Below are 17803 nucleotides of genomic sequence, written 5' to 3'. Positions count from 1 at the left end.
GCCTGGACACGATCTTGCCATTTCGTTTTGGCATTTGATGGCGCGGAGCTGATACGGCTTGCAAAGTGTTGACCGGGCTCGGTTGGTTCAAATGGAATTTTCAACGCATATGCTGGTTTTGATTTCCACGATGGCGATGACGGTGCCATTGTTCGGAGCCCTGTGTTGTCTGATACAGGACCGAAACAAAAACGTGTTCCGGGTCCTTGCCGCTTTTTTTCTGGCAGCGGCAGTCACGGAGTTGCCGACTGCCCTGCAATTGATCGTTTCCGGCGCGGTCGGTGCGACACTGCTGGAGGCGCTGTGGCTGGTTGCCATGGCGTGCGTCACCCCCCTGATCTGGCTTTACGTCTGGATGCTGACCTCAGAAGAGGATGGTCTTCCGAAGCATCTCTATTGGCACATGTTCTTGCCTGCCTTCACACTTCTGACGAGCGTTTCGATTGCGCTTTACCTGATCGAGGCGGAACTGCAACTGGTTGGACTCTCCGAACAAGCCCTGCAACAGTCGGCGACCGCAATAAACTGGGTGTTCAGGGCGCTTGTAAACGTGGCCATCAAGCTGCAATGGGGTGTCTACATATTGCTGGTTTACAGTCGGCTGGTCTCCTATCGAATTCGCTTGAAGGATCTTTTCGCAAGCAACGAGAGCAGGGAGTTACGCTGGATTGCCTTTGTGATCGGCGCCAGCGCATTTTATTGGGTTCTGAGCCTGATATCATCACTCCTGAGCCTGATCGTCCCGGACTACGGCGGGCTCCCAAGTTCGGCATATTATCTGCTTAACTTGTCGCTGCAGACGATCATGGCTGCCTGGGGGTTGAGGCAACGACCGGGGCTCAGGCCTGCAGACAACGAAAAGCGGGCGAGGGAACAGCGCTATGCGAACTCGGCCCTTACAGAAGACGCCGTCGATCGTATCTCCGGCAAACTCCGCAAGGCGATGACGGTCGACCAGCTCTATCTCAACCCAAATCTTTCGCTCTGGATTCTCGCGCGGCATATCGGTGTGAGCGAGAACTACATATCTCAGGTATTGAACGAGGCGATTGGTCAGAATTTTTTCGACTTTGTGAACAGCTACCGGATTGAAGCGGCAAAGATCAATCTGAGGAGCGGAGAAGCCTCGATCCTGGAAATCGCGCTTGAGGCCGGTTTCAACTCCCGCTCTTCCTTTTACAAGGCGTTCAAGAAAGTTACGGATCAGACGCCGACAGCCTACCGACTGGCACAGGGTACACCCGAAAAACTTGCAAGAAATCTGTCCGTCTGAGCTGAAACGGACGACACATCGTGGCGACAGGGCCTATCCGGCGAATTCTCAACCGGAGAAAACCCTATGAAACGAATACACATTTTTCTTGCAACAGCACTGACTGCGACACCTGCACTTTCGGATCTTCCATCCGAGTTCAACGGTGTCTGGCAGACCGACGGTTATGGCACAGTCGCTGAGGTGAAAGACGGCGACATTAAATTCTATCAGGTGGCCGGCGACATCTGCATTGAGGAAAGCGGCGACGCTGAAGCGCTTTCCGACTTGATCGACAACAGCCGGCTTGTCATGGCCAGGGACGGCAATACTGCCACCGTTACACTGCCAATTGCGCAGCACCGGATCCGGGCCGATCGGCTTGATGCACTTCCCGTTTCATGCCTGGCATCGGCCGAAAACACACCCGCAGCCAATTTTGCGGCGTTCGCGGCTTTTTTTGAGCACAACTACCCGTTCCACGGCCTTTATGGTGTTGACTGGCAATCGACCGTGGCATCTGCCCGGAAAAGAATTCGGACCGAAATGTCAGATGCGGAGCTTTTCGAGGTGTTCAAACAAATGATGGCACCGCTGCAGGATGGTCACCTGGACCTCACCGCACGGATTGGAGATGAGTTCATTCGTTTCGAACCTCACCCTGATGACACGTTCAATCAGCTTTCCCGGGAAGCAAAGACAATGGGAATACCCCAGAAAGAGGTGACCGCAGCATTTTTCGAAAGCTTCTGGTACGACAGTATACCGAAGACAATTCTGGGTGGACAAGGCCGCGTTGTCGGAAATCAACGCATCCAGTACGGCGTCTTGAACGGCGACACGGGCTACCTGGCACTTGCGACCGTCGGATATTATGGTCAAAGGGGAGCGTCACCCGACGAGGAACTGGCCGCGACCAATGCCATCATGGAAGAGATTATGCAGCTCTTCCAGACATCCGGCGTGCGATCCGTCATCATTGATCTCAGCGCAAATGTCGGCGGTTACAATCACTTCGGCGGTTACGAGTTTGTCGCCCGCGCAATTGCGGAACGCTTTGCCTCAAAGCCGGTTCAGGCTTACGAGAAATATGCCGCCGATGCCAGGAACTCTCCGAGGACCAAGGTCACTCTTACACCGAGCGACGGAACCCGGTTCGAGGGCCCCGTCCAAGTTCTCACCAGCAGCATCACAGTGCGTGCGGCTGAAGTGCTCGTGCTGTCGCTGCGCGCGCTGCCGAACGTCAGGCATGTCGGCAAGGCCACCCGCGGTGCACCATCGGATATTGTCGGACGAACACTGCCAAACGGCTGGTATCTGTCACTGGCCAATGAAGTGCACGTGGACAATGACGGGCGGTTCTGGGAAGGCCGCGGCATTCAGCCTGATACCGAAATGAATGTGTTTGGCGATGTGGCGTCAATCCAGACGCATGTGAACCTGATCGAGGAGCTTGCCGAGCGGAACTGACATCGACCGCACAATTTATCCTGGATGCTTGGCGATTTGATTGCCAAGCATCTTCGTATCCTGACGGCGCTTTGGTCGAACGCGGAGGGCATGATGACATCCGGTCAGAGTGAGTCCCCTTGGGGAAAGTCGCGGAGCACCCGTTCAGGATCTTGGCACAATGGCAAGGGAGGCGATGTGTCTGAACATTCGGCAAAGGTCTATTCCGCTGCGCCGGCAACGGCAGCGAAAAAGTCCGGATCCGTCAATTCGACCGGGAACACCGGAGCGCCGCCGCCTTCACTGACATAGGTATCGGCGACGCCATACACGAAGACACCGCCGCCGCCAATTTCGTCTCCGTCATGCAGGCGATGAAGTAGGCGCAAGGCCCGGCTTGTCGTCCTTGCGTATGGACGGCAGGCACCGCCGGCATTCCTAGGCTTCGAACGGATGTCCCGGAGCCCATCGATCCGGAAGCGGCAGAGCATCATGCGTTCGTGCCGGCGCAGGATGCTCTCGTCGAAGCAGCGCGACCACGACCGAAGGCCGGCAATGTCCGGCCTTTCCTGTTTGAAGACAGCCATTCGGCGTAAGAGTTTCTACTTATCGATCTTAAGTTTAAAAGGCGGCGCCCTTAAGAAAAATATTACCATCTTCGTCTTATCTCAATGATCAGTGGTTGTATCCGCATACAAGTTGCATGATTGCTGTAGCATTGAGGGAAATGACAGTGGTAAAAACATTGAAGTCAAAGATGCTGGTCATCATTGCCGCCGTATTCGTCGTGGTGACCGCACTCAGTCTGGGGATGATTGTCAATCAGGAGACCCTGGAAGAGAATGCAGGCCGGCTGCGCGATGGCGCCGAGACATTCGCCACCGACGGGATCAATCTGGCGGTTTCCTTGCAGAACATGCAATTCGATGTCGTTCAGGTGCAGCAATGGCTGACCGATATTTCCGCAACCCGCGGGCTCGACGGACTGAACGACGGCTTCGATGTGGCCGCCGAGTTTGCCGAACGCTTCGAGGCGGACAGCGTCAAGGCAACAGCCCTTGCCGACAAACTGGGATACACCGACCTGTCCGCTCAGTTGGCGGAAGTGCAATCCCGTTTCCCGGCCTACTACGATGCCGGCCAGACCATGGCGAACGCCTATGTGGCAGGCGGCCCGGAACAGGGCAACAAGCTCATGGCGAGCTTCGACAGCGCGGCCGAAAACCTGACCGAAGCGGTTGAAGCCGTTCTGGACCTGCACCGGGAACACCTTGCACGCGAGCGCGCCTCCCTGGCCGAGGAAGTCGCAAGCTACAAGTCGGCTGCGGCCAACGCCGATTACATGACCTTTGCCAACCTCTTCCTTGTCCTGGCGGCCCTCGGCGTCGCGGGCTGGTTCATCATGCGTGCCGTCATTCTGCCGCTCGGCGCCTTCGCCAAGGCTGTTGGCCGTCTCGCGGAAGGAGACTACGGCGTCGATCTTCCCGAAAGCCGGCGGCCCGATGAAATCGGCGGGTTGGCCAAAGCGATCCTGGTTCTGCGTGACGGCGCGGCACAACGCGAGGAACTGGTGGCGGCCCAAAAAGTCGAGGACGCGAACAGAATTGAGCGCATGCGGGAGCGCGAACAACTGGTGACCTCTTTCCGCACCGGTGTTTCGGAATTGATTGTCGATGTGACCGGGACCATGTCCAGGCTCGAGGACACGGCTGGAATGCTGAGCAGCGTTGCGGACGATACGACAGCGCATGCGGAAGGTGCATCGCACGCATCGACGTCCGCCCAGAGCCATGTCGAGACCGTTGCCTCCGCGGCAGAGGAACTGTCCGCTTCGATCGGGGAAATCAACCAGCGGGTCGAATCGACCACCGCTGTCGTGAGGGAAGCGGCTGAAACGACCCAGGCGACCAACGACAAGGTTGCGACACTGTCGACCGCGGCGCAGGAAATCGGGGAAGTGGTTCAGCTGATTTCAACAATCGCGGAACAGACCAACCTTCTGGCCCTGAATGCCACGATCGAAGCGGCACGCGCAGGCGAGGCCGGCAAGGGCTTTGCGATTGTTGCCTCGGAAGTCAAGGAACTGGCGACCCAGACGGCCCAGGCGACCGAAAGCATCACGCAGCAGATCGCCGCCATTCAGGAAGCGACCAGCGAGGCGGCCCAGTCCATTCGGCAGATCACCGAGATCATGGGGAATGTGACGACCGAAACCACCGCAATCGCCTCCGCTGTTACCGAGCAGAGCGCGGCGACCGATGAAATTGCCCGCGGTGTCAACGAGGCATCGACCAGCACCCAGAACGCCAGCCAGAGCGTCTCGGGCCTGGAGGAAAACTCGGTCAGGTCCAAGGATGCGGCGGGAGAAGTGAGTCAGGCGGTCAATCTGGTCGCCCAGCGGACCCAGACGCTCACCCATCAGATCGAGGATTTCATCAAGGCCTTCGCCGCCTGATCAACCTGCGATACGACGTTGAAAAAGCCGGCGGAAACCGCCGGCTTTTTTTGCGCAATGCTCACTGAACGGCGTTGATCGCCCGCTCGAGGCCGGCAAGCGGCAGTTCGATGGTCTGCCTGCGGTCGGCTGCGGGCGCGAAGTCGATCTGCAGCGCGTCGCCTGCCGTCATGGCGGCGATCAATTCCGGTGTTGCGCTGGTGGACAGAAAACAGCCGCGCTGGTCGCAGGTGCCGATTTCGAGTTCGCTCACCGGCTTTCCGTCAACGCCGAGCCTGATCTTGCCGGGCAGATAAAATCCGAGCGGTGCCTGCAGGCGGAGAACCGGCGCCGCCTTGCCGGCGGGGAAGACGAGGTCGACCTTGAACACCAGTTGACCGCTATCCTTCATCCGCACGCTTGCGCTCGCCTCGCAAGTGAGGGCCTCCGCTGATCTCGATGGACCGGCGCACCGTGTCTGCCAGTGAGCGTCCTCGTCTGCCTGCTGCGCACGCACCGACTGTGCCACCGCCGCCAGGCCGAAAGCCAGCGACAGAACAATACCTGTTTTGATGAATTGCATGGGTCTTCGCTCTGTTTGTGCCGAGCGTCCGGTGAAACCGTGGTCGGACGTGAAGAAATCGCCACCTGCCGCAATGCCAGGTCCGGATGGCTGAGCGTGTTGTACGTGCAGCTTGCGGAAGGACGCAAGAGCAACGGGAATTGGAATTGGTCAAACCGGCTCAGCGCAAAAAACTATTCCGCTTGTTGCCGAGCCTTTGAAACCCGGTGCCCGGCGCCGGCGGGGGCGGGCCTTTACATTAAGCATCTCGAATTGGGATTGGAGACCCTTGAGATGGCGGCGCGCACTGGCAAACTGCACAACACACTGAAAAAGCCGGAAAACCGGCTCGACGTGTTCCCGGCCTTCATGAAGGTGTCCGGGCGGCGTGTGCTCGTGGTCGGTCACGGCGGCGAAGCTGCGGCCAAGGTCCGTCTGCTGGGCGAAACCAACGCCCGGATCGTTGTTGTTTCCAGAAACGTGGACGCGGACCTTCAGGACGCCATCGCTCTCTATCAGGCCGACCATATTGCCGAAGACTTCCGCCCGGCGCATCTCAACGGGGCCGCGCTGGTCTTTTCCGCGCGCGAGGACATGGATCTGGACGCGGCCGTGGTCAACGCCGCCCGGATCATGGGTGTGCCCGTCAATGCGGTCGACAAGCCCGATCTTTGCGATTTCTACACCGGGGCCCTGGTGAACCGCGCGCCCATCGCCGTCGCCATCACGTCGACGGGTGTCGGGCCGGTGCTGTCGCGCCACATCCGCGCGCGGATCGAGGCGATGCTGCCGCGGGCGACCGGTGAGCTGGCGCGTCTTGCGGAAAGTTTCCGGGATGCCGCGGTCGGCATGATACCCGACGGCGCCCAGCGTCGCGGTTTCTGGGCCCGGTTCTTCTCAGGTGCCGTCGCCGCCAATCTTTATGCCGGCAAGTCCGGTGCCGCCCGCTCCGAAGCCCAGCGCCTTCTCAACTGCGTGGCCGAGGAACCCGGTTTTGTCTGGCTGGTGGGCGCCGGACCCGGAGCCGAGGATCTTCTGACATTGCGGGCGCAGCGCCTGCTGCAGGAGGCCGACGTCATTGTCCACGACGCGCTGGTGCCCGCCGGGGTGGTGTCCATGGGCCGGCGTGATGCGCAGCGGGTTTCGGTCGGCAAGCGCAAGGGCGCGCATTCGGTGCCCCAGTCCGCGATCTGCGACCTGCTGGTAAAGCTGGGCCGCGAGGGCCGGAAGGTCGTGCGCCTCAAGGCAGGCGATCCGATGATCTTCGGCCGGGCGGCGGAAGAAATGCAGGCATTGCGCGACGGTGGCATCGGCTTTGAAATCGTGCCCGGTGTCACGGCGGCCTTCGCTGCCGCGGCGTCGGCGCAGATCCCGCTGACTTTGCGAGGTGTCGCATCCAATCTTGTTTTCGCTACCGGTCACAATGCCAGGTCCGAAACCCTGCCGGACTGGGCCGGCCTTGCGCTGAAAGGCGCGACGGTCGCGGTCTACATGGGCCGGACCGTGGCTGCGGATGTGGCCGGAAAGATGATCGGTGCGGGTTTGAGACCGGATACCCCGGTGGCCGTGATTGAAAACGCGGCGCATCCGGATGAACGCCAATTTGCCGGAACCCTGTCCGAACTCGCGGTGCTGTCGAACCGCGCGGAAATCGACGGGCCGGTGCTGATCGTGATCGGCGAGGCCGTCGGTCATGCCGCCCTGGACAAGGCTGAACCTCTGGTGCCGCTGGAAGCGGCCCGGGGTGTGGCGGCCTGAGACCTGAGAGAGTGATAGCCATGAAAGTCATTACCGCCAACCGCCTGCTGAACGGCGATGTCGTCTGGCTTGGAGACAACGGAACCTGGGTCGAGCTGATCACGCTCGCGAAGATCTTCGAGGGCAAAGAAGCCGTCGCCGCCGGATTGGCCGAAGGTCTGGAAGCCGAGCGGAACCAGCAGGTCGTCAGCGTCTACGAAATGGATGTCACAGCAGCGGACGGTGTCATCGTCCCGGTGCGTCTGCGTGAAAAGATCCGGGCGAAGGGCCCGACAACCCACCCGCATTTCGGCAAGCAGGCCCAGGCCGTGTCCGCCTGAAGTTCAAAGACCCTGAAGTTCAAAGACGATGTCAGGGCTGCGCCAGGAATGCCCGAAGGCTGACGGCAGCGCCCGCAAAGGAGAACAAGATGTACCGCTACGATGAATTCGACGCCAGTTTCGTCAGCCAGCGCACCGACCAGTTCAAGGACCAGGTCCGCCGCCGTCTCGCCGGTGAACTCTCCGAGGACGAGTTCAAGCCACTGCGTCTCATGAACGGTCTGTATCTGCAGCTCCACGCCTACATGCTGCGGGTCGCCATCCCCTATGGCACGCTCAACGGCCGCCAGATGCGCAAGCTGGCCCATATCGCCCGCACCTACGACAAGGGTTATGGCCATTTCACCACGCGCCAGAACATCCAGTTCAACTGGCCGAAGCTGGAAGACACGCCGAAGATCCTGGAAGAGCTGGCGGAAGTCGAGATGCACGCCATCCAGACCTCGGGCAACTGCATCCGCAATGTGACCGCGGACCATTTCGCCGGCGCTGCCGCCGACGAGATCGCCGACCCGCGCCCCTATGCGGAAATCCTGCGCCAGTGGTCGTCGCTGCATCCCGAATTCTCGTTCCTGCCGCGCAAGTTCAAGATCGCCATCACCGGCGCGCCGAACGACCGTGCGGCTGTCCAGGTCCATGATATCGGCCTGCAGCTGACCCGCGACGAGGCTGGCGGCATCGGGTTCGTGGTCTATGTCGGCGGCGGTCTCGGCCGCACGCCGATGATTGGCCGCAAGGTGCGCGACTTCCTGCCGGAAGAGGACCTGCTGGCCTATTCGGAAGCGATCCTGCGCGTCTACAATCGCTATGGCCGCCGCGACAACAAGTACAAGGCGCGCATCAAGATCCTGGTCCACGAGACCGGGCTGGAAGACCTGAAGGCGGATATCGAGGCAGAATTCGAAAAGATCCGCTTCGGTGTCCTGCGTCTGCCGGACCAGGAAGTACGCCGCATCGAGGCCTATTTCGCGCCGCCGCCGCTGGAAGTCGGCTCCGCCGTCTCGCAAGCGCTGGACGCGCGCAAGGACACGGATGCCGCCTTCGCCCAGTTCGTGGCCCACAATCTCAACCCGCACCGGGTGCCGGGCTATACGTCGGTGACACTGTCCATGAAGCCGGTCGGCGGCATTCCGGGCGACGCCTCCGATGCCCAGATGGATGCGATCGCCGATCTTGCCGAGCGCTTCGGCCATGACGAACTGCGCATTTCCCACGAGCAGAACGTCATCCTGCCCCATGTGAAGCTGGACGATCTGCCCGAACTCTTCGATCAGCTTGTCGCGGCGGACATCGCGGAAGGCAATGCCGGTCTCATCACCGACATCATCGCCTGCCCGGGCATGGACTTCTGCGCGCTGGCGACGGCCCGGTCCATTCCGGTGGCGCAACGCATTTCCGAGCGTTTCGGCACGGCGGAACGGCAGGCGGAGATCGGCGAACTGAAGATCAAGATCTCCGGCTGCATCAACGCCTGCGGCCATCACCATGTCGGCCATATCGGCATTCTCGGCCTGGAGAAGAAGGGCGAGGAATTCTATCAGGTGACGCTCGGCGGCTCGGCCAACGAAAACGCCTCCATCGGTGAAATCGTCGGCCGCGGATTTTCGTCCGAAGAAGTGATCGATGCGATCGAAAAGCTGGTCGATACCTATCTCGGTCTGCGGTCCGGCAAGCAGGAAACCTTCCTGGAAGCCTATCGCCGGGTCGGGGAGGATCCTTTCAAGGAGGCCCTGTATGGCGCTGCATGAGACATTCAGCCTGGGGGTTGATCCGGAGCTGGGACTGCAGGCGGAAGTCGCCGCTCTGAATTCCCAGTTCGAGGACGCGACCGCGCAGGAAATCCTGTTGGCCGCCATTCGGCACCAGTTTGCCGGCGGCATCGCCATGGTGTCCAGTTTCGGCGCTGATTCCGCTGTGCTGCTGCACATGGTGGCGCAGATCGATCCGTCCACGCCGGTGCTGTTCATCGACACGGTCAAGCTGTTTCCCGCCACGATACTCTATCGCGACCAGCTGATCGAGCAGCTCGGGTTGACCGACGTGCGCACCTTCAAGCCGGCCAGGGAGGATCTGGCGGAGACCGATCCCGCCGGCATGCTCTGGATGAGCGACACGGACGCCTGCTGTCACATTCGCAAGGTCGTACCGCTGGCGCGTGCATTGACCGGTTTCGAAGCGTGGATTTCCGGACGCAAGCGGTTCCAGAGCAAGACCCGGTCCGCTCTCGACGCGTTCGAGATCGACGAAGGCCGGGTCAAGGTCAATCCGCTGGCGGACTGGACGGCGGCAGATATCCTGGACTATGCCAAGACCCACGATCTGCCGACGCATCCGCTGGTCGCGCAAGGCTATCCGTCGATCGGCTGCATGCCTTGCACCAGCAAGGTCGCTCCCGGTGAGGACCCGCGCGCAGGACGCTGGCGCGGACAGGACAAGACGGAATGCGGCATTCACTGGCCGATCCACGGCAAGGAAATTGACGGCAGCGGCATCTGACCGCCACCGAATTCGAGTTTTGAGGACGCAGAGAATGACAACGATCTACAAGGACGGGGAGTTCGTCGAGGAAGCCTGGGCAAGGGCCGACGCGGAAACCGGCATCGCCATCGCCGGTGACGCGCTGGTGCCCCTGAGCCAGTTTCTGGATGACACCGGCGCCTGGCTCGGCCGCGACTGGCGTACCGCGGTGATTGTCGAGGCGGGCGATGACGTCGAGGGCGTCGTTCCGTTCCTGGACCGCCTGGCGCTTGTTGCCGTCGATTTTCCCAGCTTTGCCGATGGCCGCAGCTTTTCGGCAGCCCGCGTTCTGCGCGAGCAGCTCGGCTACACCGGCGAAATCCGCGCCCTGGGCAAATACATTTTGGATCAGGTGCCGCTGGCGCGCCGATGCGGCGTGTCGTCCTTCGAGATCTCCAAGCCGGAGGTCCTGAAGGCCTTGAAGGCCGGCGAGTGGCCGGAAGTCACCAAATACCTGCAGCCGGTCGGCACCGTGGAAGAAATCCCCGAAGGCACCCGCCCCTGGGCGCGGCGGTCCCCGCGCGATCTGGCGCTCGCCGCCGAATAACCGGCGACGGCGCCTTGTCTCGCCCTGTCACCGGGCTCAGAGCCTGATCCCGGCGAGGGTCAGAAGCACATAGACCGGAAAGACAAGCAGCGGCGCCAGGGTCAGCAGCATCCCGACTGCACGGCCGTTGCCGAAGCCCGAGGTGACCAGCGTGCGGTAGTGGAGCAGGCGTCCGACAAGCAGCGCCCCGCCACCGGCCCAAAGCAGGGCGGCGGGCGCGCCGCTCAGCTCGGCGGCGGCCATCGCGAGCAAGGCCATCGGCACGGTTTCGGTGAAGTTGCCATGGGCGCGCATGCGCTTGAGCAGCGCCGGATCCCCGCCGTCCATGAACTGGATGCCGGTCTGGGCGCGGCGAATGCCGACGGCCACCGTGAACGGGATCTGGGTGAGGGCGAACAGGGCGACGAAAAGTGTGGTGATCGGCAAAGAGAAGACCGTATCCATCTTGAAATCTCCGAAACAGGGAGGGAGCCGGTTTTGAGCCGGCCCCGCATGAAAAGTTATTCTGACGGTGTTTCGTAGGTGATCATCGCGATCACCCCGCCGACCGGGTCGACCACCGTCGCCATCCGGCCAACGCTGGGCACGCTCATCGGCTCCATCGCGACCGTCGCGCCGAGGGACCTGGCCTTTTCGACCCGGGCATCGACATCGTCGACGGTGACATAGGGCAGCCAGCGGGGCGTGTCGGCCGCCATGGGCGGAAATCCGCCGACCTTTTCCCCGCCGTTGCTGATGACGGAATAGGTCATCCCCGGCATTTCCATCTCTTCCGTGCTCCAGCCGAGCAGGCTTGTGTAAAACGCCTTCGCCTTGTCTGCATCGCCACTGTGCAGTTCCATCCAGCTGAAGGCTCCGTGTGTTTGCATCTGGTTGCTCATGTCAATCGTCCTCACTCTTCGAATACAGCCTGGGCAGATCCAGGTGATCAGAGGACGCAGAAGGAATGGGGAAACCGACAGGGGGGAGAGACAAAAATTATTTGCCAGCCGCTAAGTTTCAATGAGTTGGAAAGCGCACAATCCAGAATGGTGTTTGGAAGAGGTGTCTTTTAACTCGCAAGCAGTCGGTATCCATGAGAATCTTGGTAGAGAAACTCGCAAGATTCTATGTCCTGGCGGCAGGCGCTGGATCATGGGTTCCTCATTGGAGGGGCTGCCCGCTGTTGGCGCGAAACGGACCGCGAGGGTGGAAACTCAGGCCCTCGTCTGACTTAAGCGGTTCGATTGTGGTCCCATCCAGCCGGTGAACCAGAGCAAATGCTATGGCGGTGACGCAGGAGGTGACGGCGACGATGACGGATGCGCTGGAAGAGGCCGCGATTGGCAAAGGCGACGCTTCTCTCGCGGTGCGGGATGCCGCCACAAGCCTCAGTGGACTGCGCTCGGAAATCATCGAAGATGCTGCGGCTCAGGCGGCCATGCAGCCTTGGGTCACCATGGAGTGCTACCAGCTCAGCCGTGGCAAGCAGGTGTCGCAGATGGACACTCTGGACCTCGGGCGTGTGCAGATCGTGCGGGAGCATCAGTTTGCAGCGATTCAGAAACTGGGGACCACCCCGGAAGATTTTTGCACCATCTCCTACTGCACGCCGGACCCGGCATTTCGTTTTTCTGACCACTCGGCCAATGGCGCGGACAGCGTTTTCTTCATCCCGGAATGGACCGAATTCGACATTCACGTGCCTGCGGGCACGCAAACTGCCTATGTCAGCTTTTCCCAGTCAGAGTTTGCCGACGCCGCCCGTGCATTGAATCCAAGGGCATGGGAACAGCCGTCGCATCAGGTGTCGCAGTTTCAGACCAGGCAACTGGTTGAGCTGAAGAATGCTCTGGCCCAATGGATTGGTGCCGCCGAAGCAGCGAGCAGAAGAGGCGAGCCGTTCGACCCCACAGGCATGCGGGGCAGTGTTCTGGAGACTGCGCTGCGGATCGCGACCGCTCCCCCCGAGGAGGACGCAACGCGCCCGCCGCCCGCCGCCCGTGCCCGTGCCATGCGCATTTGTCGGCTGGCCCGGGAGTTCGTGGAAGAACAGATGGTGATCCATGTGGTGCCTACCATCGTCGATATCTGCGTGTCATTGGCCGTCTCTGAACGAACACTGCTCTACGCCTTCCACCATTGTGTCGGCATGTCCCCGCAGGCCTATCTCCGGCGTTGCCGGTTAAACCAGGTCCGCACGATATTGCTCGCGAGAAATCCGCAAGACACGACTGTGACAGAGGTTGCCATGCAGTTTGGTTTTCTGCATCTCGGCCGCTTTGCAGGCGACTACAAGCAGATCTTCGAAGAATCCCCGGGCACGACGCTGGCAAGGCGCATGTGACGCCCGATGGCGGCCCGCGTCACTTTTGCGGATTTCGGATAGCGGCACCGCCCGTTCACCTTTAGCTTTCCCGCGAAATGCGTCGCGTGTCTTTCGCTCGGGCGGTGAGACAGGCGCGTTCGGGCTCTCTACCAACTTGCAGTTCAACGGGGACTTTATTGCCATGCCTGGAAATCCGGCCCTGTCAAGGCTTCGTAACGGCCGCATTGGCACTGCCCTGAAGATGTTGGTTGCCGGGTGGGGCGTTGCGATGATGGCGGGCGCAGCGTCAGCCCAGACAACCAGCTTGGACCGCTATCTGGAGAGCGTTCGGATCGAATATGATCTGCCTGCATTGGCTGCTGCCGTGATCAAGGGCGGAGTTGTGGTGGCATCTGCAGCCACTGGAACGCGCGTTTACGGAGAAAATCTGCCTGTCACGATCGATGACCGCTTCCATATCGGCTCCAACACCAAGTCGATGACAGCGACTTTGGCCGGAATGCTCGTCGATACAGACAGTGATCTTGCTGTCGTTGTCACGACCAATTTCCCGGGCGGACGGGCCAATGCCGCCGCCGGCGAAGTTCTGAAAAATCTGTACCTGACAATGGAAAACTGACGTTTTCTATTGGAGACAAGGAGAAAGTCATGTGTGAAGATTGCAAACCTGACAATGTGAGCCGTCGAGGATTGATCGCCGGAGGCTTGGCTGTGTCGATGGCGACGCCTCTGGCCACACAAGCATTCGCCCAGGAGGCCAGTGCGGTTGCGCCGGCTTCGCCGGAAGAGGCGCTGCAACGCCTGATGGATGGCAATGCACGCTATGTTGCGAATGCCGCGATCAATACGGACCACTCGCTGACGCGGGCCAGCCGGGCCGAGGGGCAACAGCCTTTCGCCGCCATTGTCAGCTGCTCGGATTCTCGCGTGGCCCCGGAGTTGATTTTCGATCAGGGTCCGGGAGAACTGTTCGTCGTGCGTGTGGCCGGCAATTTCATCAGTGAAGAGGGACTGGCGACGCTTGAATACGGCGTGGCCGTGCTGGGCATCAAGACCATAGTTGTTCTCGGACACACCTCTTGTGGTGCCGTTGATGCGACGATCAAGTCGATTTCAGACAGGGAATTGCCACCCGGTCATCTCCCCAGCCTGGTCAATGCCATTCGCCCGGCAGTCTATGATGTGATGAACGATTCACCGGACGACCTGCTGGCGGCAGCCACCGCTCAGAACGCCAAACTCAACGCCGCGCGAGCCCTCTCTGAAGGGCCGATCCTGTCCGAAGCCGCTGCTGCCGGAAAGCTTGGCGCGGTGGCTGGCGTTTACGAAATTGCCACCGGCAAGGTAACGTTTCTCTAGCCGATCATTGTCGCTGGCCATGTGGCATTTGCCGTGTCCATGGCCAGGTTGACAGCCGCCGATTGCCATTCCGATGTGTCCGGATGAAGCGCCCGGGGTTCACCCCTCAATCTCTCGCTTCTTCCCCCGGATAAACGCCCGCTCCACCTCTGTCCCCGCCAGCCCGAGCCCGTTTTCATATGCCTCCAGCGCTTGGGAGATCTGCCCCAGCTCTGCCAGGAACGAGCCAAGAACCGTGTGATAGCCGGCATAGCGGGCCAATGGTTCGGAAAGGTGCTCCAGCCGCTCCAGCGCTGCCGGCACGCCCTCCAGCTTTGCCAGCACCACGGCCCTGTTGAGGGCCACGACGGGTGAGGGGCGGATATGTTCCAGCGCTCTGTACAAGTGGTCGATCTCCTGCCAATCGGTGGCAGCGTAGGTGGCGGCGTGCGCATGGGTGGCGGCAATGGCGGCCTCGATCTGCAGCGGCCCCGGTCGCCCGGCGCGCAGGGCCGCTTCCAGCAGGATGGTGCCTTCGGCAATTGGCGTGCGCTCCCACAGCGCGCGGTCCTGGTCCTCCAGCGTCACCGCCCTGCCGCAGGCGGTCAGACGGGCGCGGCGGCGGGAGTGCTGGATCAGGCACAGCGCCAGCAGGCCGCGCAGCTCCGGCTCCTCGGGGAACAGGCGCACCAGCAGGCGGGCAAGGCGGATGGCTTCCTCGCACAGGGTCACGCGGATCAGCTCCGGCCCCTGCGAGGCGGAATAGCCTTCGTTGAAGACGAGATAGACCGCATTGGCGACGGCGGACAGGCGCTGGGCCCGCCCGGTCCTGTCTGGTTCCTCATAGGAGAGCTTTGCTGCCTGCAGCCGCTTCTTGGCGCGGGTGATCCGCTGTTCCATCGTCTTCGGCTGCACCAGGAAGGCGCGGGCGATTTCCTCCACCGAAAGCCCGGCGACGATCTTGAGCGCGAGGACGATCTGCTGGTCGCGGCGCAGCACCGGATGGCAGCAGGTAAACAGCAGACGCAGGATATCGTCCCGGTAGACGGCCCGGTCGAGGGTCTCAGTCAGGTCCGCCTCGGGATGAACGCCGTCGAAGGCCGGTTCCAGGTCTTCCGGCGCGGACAGGGTCTCCCGGCTCCGCTTGCGCAGGACATCGATGCCTGCATTGCGCCCGGCAACGATCAGCCAGGCAACCGGATCGCCGGGCAGGGCATCCGGACGCCAGGTCTTCAGCGCCCTGAGCGACGCTTCCTGAAAGGCGTCCTCTGCAAGGTCGATATCGCCGAACGCCCGGTTCAGCGCGGCCACGACGCGTGGCCGGGCCGCCCTAAGATGCGTTGATAACCACGCGCTCGGCATCGTGAAATTGCGCCCCCTCGAAGAACTCCACCGGCCGGATCTCGATGCGCCCGTGGTTGAGCGGCAGCAGGTTCACGGCATCGATCGCCTCGTCGAGTGTGGCGCAGTCGATCAGGTAGAACCCCATGAACTGTTCCTTGGTCTCCGCATAGGGGCCGTCCGTGATGACGAGTTCCTCTCCGTCGCGATTGACGGTGACCGCCGTTCCCGTCGACATCAGCTTGGCCGCGGCGGCAAAGGTCTTGCCGGTCTTGGTGTGCTCGTGAAAGGCGCCGTGTTTTTGCAGTATGAGCGCATGTTCCTCGGGCGTGAGCGCGTCGATGAAATCCTCGCTCGCGTAAATCATTACGGAAAACAGCATGTCAGATCCTCCAGTTCCTTTCGGGTCCATATCCCAGGAACGTCCGGGCCCCAACCTAACCGACAGTCACACTGAAAGAAAAATGAAATGCCCGCGATGGTCCGGGAGGTCGGCCGCCGGTTTCGGCGGCCCGGCCAATTTGTCCCGGCCCGGTGATCCAGTCGAGGCGCGAGTACCGCCTCTACGACAGCCAGCCGTCCCGCTTCAGGATGCGGTGGGCATCGTTGAGTGTTTTTTCCGCCGTCGCGACCAGCTGATCGGCTTCCTCGTGGCTCAGCACCAGAGGCGGCGAAATGATCATGCTGTCGCGCACCGCGCGCATCACCATGCCATGTTCGAAGGAAATGTCCCGGCACAGCTGCCCCGCAACGCCGACATCCTTGAACGGTTTGTGCGGGTCGGTCTTGCCGGGCACCAGTTCCAGCGCGCCGACCAGACCGGTCATGCGGGCTTCGCCCACCAGCGGATGATCGGCGAGTTTCAGCCAGCGATCCTTCAGGTACGGACCGATGTCGGACTTGACCCGCTCCACCAGACCTTCGCGCTCGATGATCTCGAGATTGGCGAGCGCGGCGGCTGCGCAGGCCGGGTGTCCTGAATAGGTGTAGCCGTGATTGAAATCGTCGCCGGCCAGCATCAGGCCTTCTGCCACCCGGTCGGACACCAGAACGCCGCCCATCGGCAGATAGCCGGAGGTCAGACCCTTGGCGATCGGCATCAGGTCGGGCTTCATGCCATAATAGTCCGCCCCGAACCACTCGCCGAGCCGGCCGAAACCGCAGATCACCTCGTCGGAGACGAACAGGATGTCGCGTTCCTCCAGGATCCGGCGGACTTCAGGCCAGTAGGTGTCGGGCGGAATGATCACGCCGCCGGCGCCCTGGATCGGCTCGGCGATGAAAGCGGCAACCTTGTCCTCGCCGATCTCGTCGATCGCTTCTTCCAGCTTGCGTGCCATCTTGATGCCGAACGCGTCGGGGCTCATGTCATGGCCTTCACCGAACCAGTAGGGCTGGTCGATGTGGTGAACACCGGGAACGGGCAGGTCGCCCTGCTTGTGCATGGCCTTCATGCCGCCGAGGCTTGTGCCGGCCAGTGTCGAGCCGTGGTAACCGTTCCAGCGGCCGATGATGACTTTCTTGTCCGGCTTGCCGACCTTGTCCCAATAGGTGCGCACCATGCGGAACACGGTGTCGTTGGCTTCCGATCCGGACGAGCAATAGAACACCCGGTTGATATGGTCCGGAGCAAGCTGCGCCAGTTTGTCTGCCAGGGCGATCGCCGGAGGATGGGTCGTCTTGAAGAACGTGTTGTAATAGGACAATTCGTTCATCTGCTTGTAGACCGCGTCGGCGATTTCCTTGCGGCCATGGCCCACCTGGACGCACCAGAGACCGGCCATGCCGTCGAGAATCCTGTTGCCTTCCGAATCCGTCAGCCAGACCCCGTCCGCGCTGGTGATCACCCGGCTGCCTTCTTCGTTGAGGCTCTTCATGTCCGAGAACGGATGCCAGTGGTGAGCGGCGTCGAGGTCCTGAAGCGCCTTGGTCGGGTAGATGTTGGAATGAGCCGTCATGGCGAAAACTCCAAGAGAG

18 protein-coding genes are annotated in these 17803 nt (G+C 61.3%); 11 read left to right on the top strand and 7 right to left on the bottom strand.

The features are described 5' to 3' along the window. The first annotated feature begins 91 nt into the window (after positions 1 to 91). Both WNZ15_RS01610 and WNZ15_RS01605 read left to right on the top strand, forming a co-directional pair. Entirely contained in the window at positions 92 to 1273 is a 1182-nt protein-coding gene (locus WNZ15_RS01610) for a helix-turn-helix transcriptional regulator (protein WP_342891181.1), read from the top strand. Between the two features lie 66 nt (positions 1274 to 1339). Then, positions 1340 to 2722 carry a S41 family peptidase gene (locus WNZ15_RS01605; RefSeq protein WP_342891180.1) on the top strand — a complete coding sequence of 461 codons (1383 nt, stop codon included), beginning with the start codon at positions 1340 to 1342 and terminating at the stop codon, positions 2720 to 2722. 200 nt (positions 2723 to 2922) lie between these two features. Here the strand turns inward: WNZ15_RS01605 and WNZ15_RS01600 are convergent, their stop codons facing one another. Next, positions 2923 to 3288: a hypothetical protein gene (locus tag WNZ15_RS01600; protein ID WP_342891179.1), complete on the bottom strand. Its 366-nt coding sequence runs from the start codon at positions 3286 to 3288 to the stop codon at positions 2923 to 2925. A 146-nt stretch (positions 3289 to 3434) separates the two neighbouring features. Here WNZ15_RS01600 and WNZ15_RS01595 point away from each other — a divergent pair, with 146 nt between their 5' ends. After that, positions 3435 to 5156 (top strand): methyl-accepting chemotaxis protein, encoded by a 1722-nt coding sequence (locus WNZ15_RS01595; RefSeq protein WP_342891178.1) that lies wholly within the window; start codon positions 3435 to 3437, stop codon positions 5154 to 5156. Between the two features lie 61 nt (positions 5157 to 5217). Here WNZ15_RS01595 and WNZ15_RS01590 read toward each other — a convergent pair whose 3' ends face one another. Next, a complete protein-coding gene (locus WNZ15_RS01590; protein ID WP_342891177.1) occupies positions 5218 to 5718 on the bottom strand; it encodes an invasion associated locus B family protein in 501 nt (166 codons plus the stop codon). Between the two features lie 273 nt (positions 5719 to 5991). On the opposite strand from WNZ15_RS01590, the gene cysG reads away from it, so the two are divergent. The 5 genes from cysG (at position 5992) to WNZ15_RS01565 (ending at position 10839) form a co-directional block, all read left to right on the top strand. Further along, on the top strand, positions 5992 to 7455 hold the full coding sequence (cysG, locus tag WNZ15_RS01585) for a siroheme synthase CysG (protein WP_342891176.1): 1464 nt from the start codon (positions 5992 to 5994) through the stop codon (positions 7453 to 7455). A gap of 20 nt (positions 7456 to 7475) precedes the next feature. Continuing rightward, positions 7476 to 7775 carry a DUF2849 domain-containing protein gene (locus WNZ15_RS01580; protein ID WP_342891175.1) on the top strand — a complete coding sequence of 100 codons (300 nt, stop codon included), beginning with the start codon at positions 7476 to 7478 and terminating at the stop codon, positions 7773 to 7775. An 89-nt stretch (positions 7776 to 7864) separates the two neighbouring features. Further along, positions 7865 to 9523: a nitrite/sulfite reductase gene (locus WNZ15_RS01575; protein ID WP_342891174.1), complete on the top strand. Its 1659-nt coding sequence runs from the start codon at positions 7865 to 7867 to the stop codon at positions 9521 to 9523. Then, positions 9510 to 10271 (top strand): phosphoadenylyl-sulfate reductase, encoded by a 762-nt coding sequence (locus WNZ15_RS01570; protein ID WP_342891173.1) that lies wholly within the window; start codon positions 9510 to 9512, stop codon positions 10269 to 10271. Before WNZ15_RS01575 ends, WNZ15_RS01570 begins: the two co-directional genes overlap by 14 nt. 34 nt (positions 10272 to 10305) lie before the next feature. Next, positions 10306 to 10839, top strand: a complete 534-nt coding sequence (locus tag WNZ15_RS01565; RefSeq protein WP_342891172.1) for a DUF934 domain-containing protein — start codon at positions 10306 to 10308, stop codon at positions 10837 to 10839. A gap of 36 nt (positions 10840 to 10875) precedes the next feature. Here the strand turns inward: WNZ15_RS01565 and WNZ15_RS01560 are convergent, their stop codons facing one another. Together WNZ15_RS01560 and WNZ15_RS01555 are read right to left on the bottom strand one after the other, a co-directional pair. Then, on the bottom strand, positions 10876 to 11283 hold the full coding sequence (locus WNZ15_RS01560) for an MAPEG family protein (RefSeq protein ID WP_342891171.1): 408 nt from the start codon (positions 11281 to 11283) through the stop codon (positions 10876 to 10878). 56 nt (positions 11284 to 11339) lie between these two features. Further along, complete coding sequence (locus WNZ15_RS01555; RefSeq protein ID WP_342891170.1) at positions 11340 to 11720, bottom strand: VOC family protein; 381 nt, start codon at positions 11718 to 11720, stop codon at positions 11340 to 11342. A 383-nt stretch (positions 11721 to 12103) separates the two neighbouring features. Here WNZ15_RS01555 and WNZ15_RS01550 point away from each other — a divergent pair, with 383 nt between their 5' ends. From WNZ15_RS01550 to WNZ15_RS01540, 3 genes are all read left to right on the top strand, one after another. Next, positions 12104 to 13165 carry a helix-turn-helix domain-containing protein gene (locus WNZ15_RS01550; protein WP_342891169.1) on the top strand — a complete coding sequence of 354 codons (1062 nt, stop codon included), beginning with the start codon at positions 12104 to 12106 and terminating at the stop codon, positions 13163 to 13165. 163 nt (positions 13166 to 13328) lie between these two features. Further along, positions 13329 to 13766, top strand: a complete 438-nt coding sequence (locus tag WNZ15_RS01545; RefSeq protein ID WP_342891168.1) for a serine hydrolase domain-containing protein — start codon at positions 13329 to 13331, stop codon at positions 13764 to 13766. 29 nt (positions 13767 to 13795) lie between these two features. Beyond that, positions 13796 to 14506: a carbonic anhydrase gene (locus tag WNZ15_RS01540; protein WP_342891167.1), complete on the top strand. Its 711-nt coding sequence runs from the start codon at positions 13796 to 13798 to the stop codon at positions 14504 to 14506. A 99-nt stretch (positions 14507 to 14605) separates the two neighbouring features. Here the strand turns inward: WNZ15_RS01540 and WNZ15_RS01535 are convergent, their stop codons facing one another. From WNZ15_RS01535 to WNZ15_RS01525, 3 genes are all read right to left on the bottom strand, one after another. Beyond that, entirely contained in the window at positions 14606 to 15847 is a 1242-nt protein-coding gene (locus WNZ15_RS01535; protein WP_342891166.1) for an RNA polymerase sigma factor, read from the bottom strand. Further along, the gene (locus tag WNZ15_RS01530) at positions 15816 to 16208 is read right to left on the bottom strand and encodes a YciI family protein (RefSeq protein ID WP_342891165.1); all 393 of its coding nucleotides are present in this window, start codon (positions 16206 to 16208) and stop codon (positions 15816 to 15818) included. The genes WNZ15_RS01535 and WNZ15_RS01530 overlap by 32 nt, the downstream gene beginning before the upstream one ends. A 181-nt stretch (positions 16209 to 16389) precedes the next feature. Continuing rightward, a complete protein-coding gene (locus tag WNZ15_RS01525; protein WP_342891164.1) occupies positions 16390 to 17784 on the bottom strand; it encodes an aspartate aminotransferase family protein in 1395 nt (464 codons plus the stop codon). Between the last annotated feature and the right edge of the window lie 19 nt (positions 17785 to 17803).

The sequence above is a fragment of the Roseibium sp. AS2 genome, assembly GCF_038900065.1.
Taxonomy (GTDB): Bacteria; Pseudomonadota; Alphaproteobacteria; order Rhizobiales; family Stappiaceae; genus Roseibium.
Note: the sequence above shows the minus strand (reverse complement) of the source record. Positions and strands in the feature narration are given on the sequence as shown.

Bases quoted from the DNA above. Each gene is read 5' to 3' on its own strand.
- WNZ15_RS01610 (WP_342891181.1), top strand. From the start codon at position 92: ATGGAATTTTCAACGCATATGCTGGTTTTGATTTCCACGATGGCGATG.
- WNZ15_RS01605 (WP_342891180.1), top strand. From the start codon at position 1,340: ATGAAACGAATACACATTTTTCTTGCAACAGCACTGACTGCGACACCT.
- WNZ15_RS01600 (WP_342891179.1), bottom strand. From the start codon at position 3,288: ATGGCTGTCTTCAAACAGGAAAGGCCGGACATTGCCGGCCTTCGGTCG.
- WNZ15_RS01590 (WP_342891177.1), bottom strand. From the start codon at position 5,718: ATGCAATTCATCAAAACAGGTATTGTTCTGTCGCTGGCTTTCGGCCTG.
- cysG (WP_342891176.1), top strand. From the start codon at position 5,992: ATGGCGGCGCGCACTGGCAAACTGCACAACACACTGAAAAAGCCGGAA.
- WNZ15_RS01580 (WP_342891175.1), top strand. From the start codon at position 7,476: ATGAAAGTCATTACCGCCAACCGCCTGCTGAACGGCGATGTCGTCTGG.
- WNZ15_RS01575 (WP_342891174.1), top strand. From the start codon at position 7,865: ATGTACCGCTACGATGAATTCGACGCCAGTTTCGTCAGCCAGCGCACC.
- WNZ15_RS01570 (WP_342891173.1), top strand. From the start codon at position 9,510: ATGGCGCTGCATGAGACATTCAGCCTGGGGGTTGATCCGGAGCTGGGA.
- WNZ15_RS01565 (WP_342891172.1), top strand. From the start codon at position 10,306: ATGACAACGATCTACAAGGACGGGGAGTTCGTCGAGGAAGCCTGGGCA.
- WNZ15_RS01560 (WP_342891171.1), bottom strand. From the start codon at position 11,283: ATGGATACGGTCTTCTCTTTGCCGATCACCACACTTTTCGTCGCCCTG.
- WNZ15_RS01555 (WP_342891170.1), bottom strand. From the start codon at position 11,720: ATGAGCAACCAGATGCAAACACACGGAGCCTTCAGCTGGATGGAACTG.
- WNZ15_RS01550 (WP_342891169.1), top strand. From the start codon at position 12,104: ATGGCGGTGACGCAGGAGGTGACGGCGACGATGACGGATGCGCTGGAA.
- WNZ15_RS01545 (WP_342891168.1), top strand. From the start codon at position 13,329: ATGCCTGGAAATCCGGCCCTGTCAAGGCTTCGTAACGGCCGCATTGGC.
- WNZ15_RS01540 (WP_342891167.1), top strand. From the start codon at position 13,796: ATGTGTGAAGATTGCAAACCTGACAATGTGAGCCGTCGAGGATTGATC.
- WNZ15_RS01535 (WP_342891166.1), bottom strand. From the start codon at position 15,847: ATGCCGAGCGCGTGGTTATCAACGCATCTTAGGGCGGCCCGGCCACGC.
- WNZ15_RS01530 (WP_342891165.1), bottom strand. From the start codon at position 16,208: ATGCTGTTTTCCGTAATGATTTACGCGAGCGAGGATTTCATCGACGCG.
- WNZ15_RS01525 (WP_342891164.1), bottom strand. From the start codon at position 17,784: ATGACGGCTCATTCCAACATCTACCCGACCAAGGCGCTTCAGGACCTC.